The sequence below is a fragment of the Microbacterium sp. 13-71-7 genome, from assembly GCF_002257455.1.
In the GTDB taxonomy this organism is placed as follows: Bacteria; Actinomycetota; Actinomycetes; order Actinomycetales; family Microbacteriaceae; genus Microbacterium.
Window position 1 is genome coordinate 1 of the sequence record NZ_NCKN01000326.1, and the last position, 3389, is coordinate 3389.

General features: G+C 74.4%; 3 protein-coding genes and 1 pseudogene. All 4 read left to right on the forward strand.

The genetic code is table 11. The features are described from left to right. Positions 1-376: pseudogene (locus B7X32_RS19615) on the forward strand (hypothetical protein); the annotation flags it as partial. Next, positions 373-1482, forward strand: coding sequence for an o-succinylbenzoate synthase (menC, locus tag B7X32_RS19620; protein ID WP_292723601.1), 1110 nt, complete (start codon positions 373-375; stop codon positions 1480-1482). The pseudogene B7X32_RS19615 and the gene menC, both read left to right, overlap by 4 nt. A gap of 118 nt (positions 1483-1600) precedes the next feature. Further along, positions 1601-1969, forward strand: coding sequence for a hypothetical protein (locus B7X32_RS19625; protein ID WP_292723603.1), 369 nt, complete (start codon positions 1601-1603; stop codon positions 1967-1969). Beyond that, entirely contained in the window at positions 1951-3210 is a 1260-nt protein-coding gene (locus B7X32_RS19630) for a PucR family transcriptional regulator (protein WP_292723605.1), read from the forward strand. The genes B7X32_RS19625 and B7X32_RS19630 overlap by 19 nt, the downstream gene beginning before the upstream one ends. Positions 3211-3389 lie beyond the last annotated feature (179 nt).

Below are 3389 nucleotides of genomic sequence, written 5' to 3' on the forward strand. Positions count from 1 at the left end.
GGACGACAGCATCAACCGCGGCGACGAGACGGACAGGATCCTGGTGCGGTGGGAGCTGCGCTCCCCGCAGGTCATCGCCGCGGCGGCGCACCGCCCGCTCGTGGTCGACGCCGCCGCGGCCCTCGCCGCGGGCGCCGTCGTCGGGCTGCAGCCCGACGGCCACGACGCCCCGCGGTGCGGAGCGCTCGATGCGGGCACGGTGCTGGTCGGCGTCCCCGCCGACATCGAGGGCATGCGCGAGACGGATCCGCGGCGCGCGGCCGACTGGCGCGTCGCCCTGCGCGAGGTCATGGGCGCGCTGCTCGCCGACGGCGCGACCGTGCGCGGCTTCGACCGGGCGGGCTGGTACATCATCGACAGACAGGAGAGGTCATGAAGCTCGAGGGCGTGGAGATCCGCACGATCCGGATGCCGCTGGTGTCGCCGTTCCGCACCTCGTTCGGCACCGAGACGGTGCGCGAGGCGGTGCTCGTGCGAGCGGTCGGCGCCGACGGCGAGGGCTGGGGCGAATGCGGCGCGAGCGCGCTGCCGCTCTACAGCTCGGAGTACACGCCGGGGGCCGCCGCAGTGCTCTCCGACGTGCTCGTGCCGGCGCTCGGCGGCAGCGGCGACCTGGATCCGCACCGGGTCGCCGGGATCCTGTCGCCCTTCAAGGGACACCGTCAGGCGAAGGCCGCACTCGAGACCGCGGTCCTGGACGCCGACCTCCGCGCGCGCGACGTGCCGCTCTCCTACCATCTCGGCGCGGTGAAGGAGCGGGTCGCCTGCGGCGTCTCCGTCGGCATCACCCCGACGATCCCCGCGCTGCTCGATGCGGTCGAGGGGTACCTCGCCGACGGCTATGTGCGGATCAAGCTGAAGATCGAGCACGGCTGGGATCTGGAGCCCGTACGCGCCGTGCGGGAGCGCTTCGGCGACATCCTGCTGCAGGTCGATGCGAACGCGGCCTACGGCCGGGCCGACATCGAGCACCTCGCGAAGCTGGACGCGTTCGACCTGTCCCTGCTGGAGCAGCCCCTCTCCGCCGATGACCTCGGCGGTCACGCGATGCTCGCCCGGCGGATCAGCACGCCGATCTGCCTGGACGAGTCGATCCTGTCCGCCGAGCACGCCGCGCAGGCGATCGAGCTCGGGGCCTGCCGCGTCGTGAACATCAAGCCCGGTCGTGTCGGCGGCTACCTCGAGTCCCGCCGGATCCACGACCTCTGCGTCGCGCACGGCGTGCCGGTGTGGTGCGGAGGGATGCTGGAGACAGGGATCGGCCGTGCGGCCAACCTCGCGCTCGCCGCCCTCCCCGGCTTCACCCTGCCCGGCGACACCTCGGCCTCCGATCGCTACTACGAGACGGATCTCACGGCGCCGTTCCGGCTCGAGGACGGCCACATGAGCGTGCCGACGGGACCGGGGATCGGCGTGACGCCGGATGCCGCCGTGCTCGACGAGGTGACGGTCTCGCGCGCCTGGATCCCGCTCGCGTCATGAGCGGCGGAACGGGGACCGGCGGCGCGGGCTGCGGGGCTCACCGGGGCACCCGCGCGACCGGGTACGAGGGGCCGGTGAGCCGTCCGCGGCGCGTGCTAGCGTCGCGAAGGTGCCCCCGATGAACCACCGTCCGCAGGTGACCCTGGTGCGCGTGCTCGAGGCGCTGGACACGACCCTGCTGACGATCGTCTGCGGCACCGTCTCCCGCGAGCGCACGATCGAGGCGATCGTGATCCACGACCCCCGCGACGAGCCGGACGCCCCGCGCAATTCGCTCGTGATGGGCGTCGGCGTGGAGGACCCCGCCCTCGTGCGGCACCTGCTCCCGCTGCTCGCGCAGGCCGGGGTCACCGCCCTCGTGGTGCGCGCGCCGTTCACCGCCGACGACGCACTGCGCGCGGAGGCCGAGGCCACGGGGGTCGTCGTGCTCGCCGTGAACCGAGCACGACCTGGGCGCACCTGGCCGGCATGCTCCGCTCGCTCATGACGCCCGGCGATCCGGACGAGGCGCGGCCGGTCACCTTCGGCGGGATCCTCGCGGGCGATCTGTTCGCCGTGGCGGACGCGATCGCGGCGCTCCTGGAGTCGCCTGTCACGATCGAGGACCGCAACGCGCAGCTGCTGGCCTTCTCGAACGGTCCGGAGCAGCAGCGCGCTCCGGGCATCCGCGCGCGCCCGCTGCCGTCCCAGGACGTGCGGGCGCTGGAGGAGAGCGGGACGCTCGCACAGATTTCCCGGAGCGAGTGGCCCGTCGAGGTCGCCACGGGAGCCGCCGGCGACGAGGTGCGCACCGCGATCGCCGTGCGTGCAGGGGACGAGGTGCTCGGCACGATCTGGACCGCCGGCTCGCTCACCGCCGAGCGGAGCGCGTCCCTGCACGACGCCGCGAAGCTCGTCGCCATGCACATGGTCTGGCAGCGCACGGACGCCGATGTCGAGCGCCGGCTGCGTGCCGAGCTGCTGCGCACCGCGCTCGGCGGCGGCCCCTCCGCCGGCGAGGCCGTGCACCGCCTCGGCCTCCGCGAGGAGGCCTGCGTCGTGCTCGCGCTGACCCTGCACGACCCCGCCGCGGAGCAGCTCTCGCACGCGCACCTCGCCGCGGAGCGCAAGCGCGTGGCCGACGCGTTCGCCGTGCACCTGTCGTTCGCGCACCCGCGCTCGGTCTCGGGCCTGGTCGGCGACGTCGCCTACGGTGTGCTGCCGCTCTCCTCCTCGGCCGACGCCGACGACGAGGGCGACAGTGCCGTGCGGGTGGCAACGGAGTTCCTGGCCAGGATGCGCTCGGCGCTGCGTCCGCTCATCGGCGTCGGGATCGTGGTCGCCGAGACGGCGCTCCTCCCCCGCTCCAGGGCGAGCGCCGACCGTGCGCTGCGGGTGCTGCGCGCCGGGATCGTGGACCGCCAGGTCGCCCGCCTCGACGAGGTGCACGCCGAAGCGCTGCTGCTCGAGCTCGCCGGCCCCGCGCGGGACATCCCGTCCGGGCCGCTCGCACGGCTGCTCGCCTACGACGAGGCGCACGGCAGCAGCCTCACCGAGACGCTCGAGGCGTGGCTCGACGCGTTCGGCGACGTCGGCGTCGCCGCTGCCGCGAAGTTCGTGCACCCCAACACCTTCCGCTACCGGCTGCGCCGCGTGGCCGAGGTCGGCCGCATCGACCTCGACGACCCGAACGCCCGCTTCGGTGCGATGATGCAGTTGCGGCTGCGCGCGATCGCTCCCGAGCGCTGAGCCGCCGCGCGAGCGCTGAGCCGCCGCGCGGATCAGCGCCCGCAGGCCGGACGCGCGGGCTCAGGGACGCGGATCCGGATCCACGCAGGCCGGGTCGGGCAGGCCCAGCGCGCCCAGGAGGCACGCCAGCCACGCCGCGTCCTGAGCGACGATCACGTCGTGCCCCGTCCCGGATCCGT

Bases quoted from the DNA above. Each gene is read 5' to 3' on its own strand.
- menC (WP_292723601.1), top strand. From the start codon at position 373: ATGAAGCTCGAGGGCGTGGAGATCCGCACGATCCGGATGCCGCTGGTG.
- B7X32_RS19630 (WP_292723605.1), top strand. From the start codon at position 1,951: ATGCTCCGCTCGCTCATGACGCCCGGCGATCCGGACGAGGCGCGGCCG.
- B7X32_RS19625 (WP_292723603.1), top strand. From the start codon at position 1,601: ATGAACCACCGTCCGCAGGTGACCCTGGTGCGCGTGCTCGAGGCGCTG.